4 protein-coding genes are annotated in these 4206 nt (G+C 68.2%); all 4 read left to right on the forward strand.

Going from position 1 to position 4206, the window contains the following annotated elements:
- On the forward strand, window positions 1-1037 hold a 1037-nt coding region (gene pyrC, locus KXJ60_RS01895), incomplete at its 5' end, for a dihydroorotase (protein ID WP_291123713.1).
- Window positions 1019-1792: a DUF3025 domain-containing protein gene (locus KXJ60_RS01900; RefSeq protein WP_291123714.1), complete on the forward strand. Its 774-nt coding sequence runs from the start codon at window positions 1019-1021 to the stop codon at window positions 1790-1792. The genes pyrC and KXJ60_RS01900, both read left to right, overlap by 19 nt.
- A complete protein-coding gene (locus KXJ60_RS01905) occupies window positions 1789-3174 on the forward strand; it encodes a glutamine synthetase family protein (RefSeq protein ID WP_291123715.1) in 1386 nt (461 codons plus the stop codon). The genes KXJ60_RS01900 and KXJ60_RS01905 overlap by 4 nt, the downstream gene beginning before the upstream one ends.
- Before the next feature lie 96 nt (window positions 3175-3270).
- The gene (htpX, locus tag KXJ60_RS01910; RefSeq protein WP_291123716.1) at window positions 3271-4140 is read left to right on the forward strand and encodes a protease HtpX; all 870 of its coding nucleotides are present in this window, start codon (window positions 3271-3273) and stop codon (window positions 4138-4140) included.
- Window positions 4141-4206: the final 66 nt, after the last annotated feature.

The raw sequence follows: 4206 nt of genomic DNA on the forward strand, positions 1-4206 counted from the left end.
GCCCCCTCGACACCCTCACGATCACCCGTCCCGATGACTGGCACCTGCACGTGCGCGATGGCGATGCCTTGCGCACCGTGGTGCCGCACACCGCCGCCCAGTTCGGGCGCGCGATCATCATGCCCAACCTCAAGCCGCCGGTGACCACCGCCGCGCAGGCTGTGGCGTACCGCGAGCGCATCCAGCGCGCCGTGCCCGAGGGCGTGAGCTTCGAGCCGCTGATGACGCTCTACCTCACCGACAACCTGCCGCCCGACGAGATCGCGCGCGCGAAAGACGCCGGCGTGGTGGCGTGCAAGCTGTACCCGGCGGGTGCCACCACCAACAGCGATGCCGGCGTGACCGACATCCGCAAGACCCACAAGACCCTCGAAGCCATGCAGCGCGCCGGCGTGCTGCTGCTGGTGCACGGAGAGGTCACCAGCGCCGACATCGACCTGTTCGACCGCGAGGCGGTGTTCATCGACGAGCAGCTCATTCCGCTGCGCCGCGACTTCCCCGAGCTCAAGATCGTGATGGAGCACATCACCACCAGGGAAGCCGCGCAGTACGTGGCCGAGGCCGGGCCCTTCACCGCCGCCACGCTCACCGCGCACCACCTGCTCTACAACCGCAACGCCATCTTCACCGGCGGTATCCGCCCGCATTACTACTGCCTGCCGGTGCTCAAGCGCGAGACCCACCGCCAGGCGCTGGTGGCCGCCGCCACCAGCGGCAGCGACCGTTTCTTCCTGGGCACCGACAGCGCACCGCACCCGGCACACCTGAAGGAACACGCCACGGGTTGCGCCGGCTGCTACACCGCGCACGCCGCCCTCGAGATGTACGCCGAGGCGTTTGACTCGGTGGGCGCGCTCCACCAGCTCGAAGCCTTTGCCAGTTTCCATGGCCCGGCCTTCTACGGCCTGCCACGCAACAGCGGCACCGTCACCCTCCGGCGCGAGTCGTGGACCACCCCGGAGAGCTTCCGGTTTGGTGAGGCCGAACTCAAGCCGCTGCGTGGCGGCGAAGCCTTGCCGTGGAAGCTGCAGGCCTGAGCTCGTCGATTGCCTCCCCCGACTGGGCCGCGCCCTGGTTTTCTGACGTCGCCGCCTGCGGGCAAGCCGTCGGCCAGGCGCTCGCGGGTGGCGTGGGTCTGCCGCAAGCGCTGTCTGCCAACGGGGAATCGCCGGTGCGCTTCGTGCCGCAGGCCGAGCTGCCCGCCGGCACGGCCTACGAGCAGTTCATCTTCGACACCGGGTGCGTGCCCACGCGCGAGAACCTGCACGACTTCTTCAACGGCCTGTGCTGGCTGCGGTTCCCGCACACCAAGCGGCAGCTGAACCGGTTGCAGGCGGCCGAGATCGCCCGCGCGGGCGTGGGCGCCGTGCGCGGTCCGGTGCGCGATGCGCTCACCCTGTTCGACGAAAACGCTGCCTTGCTGCAGGCGCCCGAGCCCTTGTGGCAGGCCCTGGCCGCGCGCGACTGGCCGCGGCTGTTTGTCACGCTTCGCCCGCTCTGGGCGCAAGCCCGCATCGTGCTGTTCGGCCATGCCTTGCTGGAGAAGCTGGTCGTGCCCTACAAGTCGATCACGGCCCATGTGTTTCGCGAGCCGGTGCCCTGGACGCTGGGCGACGACCTGGGCGCCTGGGACGCCTGGCTCGCGCAGCACCTGAGCGCGCCGGTGCTGGCCACCAAACCGTTCACACCGCTGCCGGTGCTGGGCGTGCCGGGCTGGTGGCCGGCCAACGACGATCCCGCTTACTATGCCGACGCCGGCGTGTTTCGCCCGGCCCGAACGGACCTTTCATGACCCAGCCCGCCACGCCTTCCTGGTCTCACCTGAACCTCTCGACAGACGCCGACCGGGCCGAATTGGGCGCCCATTTCCGCGCCCACGGCGTGCGCGATGTCGAGTGCCTGTTTGCCGACGTCACCGGCTACCCGCGCGGCAAGCTCATGCCGGCCGCCAGCTTCGCGGCGGGCGGTGAGCTGCGCATCTGCCAGGCGATTCCCATGCAGTGCGTGACGGGCGAATACTCCTACGACCCCATCTTTCCCGACAGCGACCCCGACGTGCGCCTCGTGCCCGATCTGGACACGCTCAAGCTCGCGCCCTGGGCCAGCGTGCCGCGCTACATGGCGGTGCACGACTGCGTGGAGCTCGACGGCAGCCTGTGCGAATTCGCGCCGCGCTCGGTGCTCAAGAACGTGGTGGCGCGTTACACGGCCCTCGGGCTCACACCGGTGGTGGCACCTGAAATCGAGTTCTACCTGACTGCCGCCATGACCGACCCGGCGCAACCGCTGACGCCCCCGCTGGGGCGCGGCGGCCGCCCGGAAGTCGGGCAGTCCGCTTTCAGCCTGAACGCGCTCAACGAGCTGGCGCCGTTCTGGGACGCGTTCCACGCCGCCATCGACGCCCTCGGTATCCGTGCCGACACCTGGCTGCACGAAGTCGGCCCCAGCCAGTACGAGATCAACCTGCTGCACGGCGACCCGGTGGCCGTGGCCGACCAGGCCTTTCTGTTCAAGACGGCGGCGCGCGAGATCGCGCTGCAGCATGGCCTGAATGCGGTGTTCATGGCCAAACCGCTGACCGGCGAGGCGGGCAGCTCCATGCACCTGCACCAGAGCGTGGTGGATGCGCAGGGTCGCAACATCTTCAGTCAGGCCGATGGCACCGAGAGCGAGGCGTTTCTGCACTACATCGGTGGCCTGCAGGCCTACACGCCCGACCTCACGCTGATCTACGCGCCCACGGTCAACTCGTACCGCCGCTACGTCACGGGCAGCCAGGCGCCGATCAATGTGGAATGGGGCCGCGACAACCGCACCGCCGGCCTGCGGGTGCCGGTGAGCGCCCCGGTGGCGCGCCGGGTGGAAAACCGCCTGGCCGGTGCCGACGCCAACCCCTACCTCGCCATCGCCGCCACGCTCGCGGCAGGGCTGGCCGGCATGCAAGAGCGCCGCGCGCCCGGCGAACCGGTGCAGGACAACGGCTACGACCTGCCGCGCGGACTACCGCGAACTTTTTCAACCGCCCACGAACAAATGGCCCAGAGCGGGCACGCCGCGCGGCTGCTGGGTGAGCGCTTCGTTCGCGCCTACCTGGCCGTCAAGGGGCTGGAGCACGATCACTTCCTCAACGAAATCAGCGCCTGGGAGCGCCGTTTCCTGCTGCCCCAGGTCTGAGCGTTCAGGGCGATCTTGTTGCAGCGCGGCTTGAAGAACCGCGAGCCGGGCCCCACTTATCATTCCGCCGTCCCGATCCCTACCACCGGAGTCCCCATGAAACGCATCCTGCTGTTTGTCCTGACCAACTTCGCCGTGATGGCGGTGTTGTTGATCACCACCCGCATCCTGGGTGTGGACCGCTTCCTCACGGCCAACGGCCTGAACATGACGGCGCTGGCCGGGTTCTCGCTCGTCATCGGCTTTGGTGGCGCCATCATTTCGCTGCTGATCAGCAAGCCCATGGCCAAGTTCAGTGCGGGCGTGCGCGTGATCGAGCAGCCGCAGAGCGCAGACGAAGCCTGGATCGTCGAAACCGTGCGCCGCTTCGCCGACAAGGCCGGCATCGGCATGCCCGAGGTCGGCATCTTTGACGGCGCGCCCAACGCGTTTGCCACCGGTGCCTTCAAGAACTCGGCGCTGGTCGCGGTGTCCACCGGCCTGCTGCAGAACATGACCAAAGAGGAGGTCGAGGCCGTGATCGGCCACGAGGTGGCCCACATCGCCAACGGCGACATGGTCACCATGACGCTCATCCAGGGCGTGATGAACACCTTCGTGGTGTTCTTGAGCCGCGTGATCGGCTACGCGGTGGACGCATTCCTGCGCCGTGGCAGCGACAACAACTCCGGCCCCGGCATTGGTTACATGATCACCACCATCGTGATGGACATCGTGCTGGGCTTCCTCGCCGCCATCATCGTGGCTTGGTTCAGCCGCCAGCGCGAATTCCGCGCCGACGCAGGTGCCGCCAACCTGATGGGCCGCAAGCAACCCATGATCAACGCGCTGGCCCGCCTGGGCGGCCTGACGCCCGGCGAACTGCCCAAGACCATGCAGGCGCTGGGCATCACCGGCGGCCTGGGCAAGCTGTTTTCGACGCACCCGCCGATTGAAGAGCGCATCGCGGCCCTGCAGCAAAACTGACCCGCTGCACGCACGGGCTTTGGCCCAAGAAAAAAGCGACCCGCGGGTCGCGGTTTTTTAATTGGG

The sequence above is a fragment of the Hydrogenophaga sp. genome (genome assembly GCF_019264445.1).
GTDB lineage: Bacteria > Pseudomonadota > Gammaproteobacteria > Burkholderiales > Burkholderiaceae_C > Hydrogenophaga.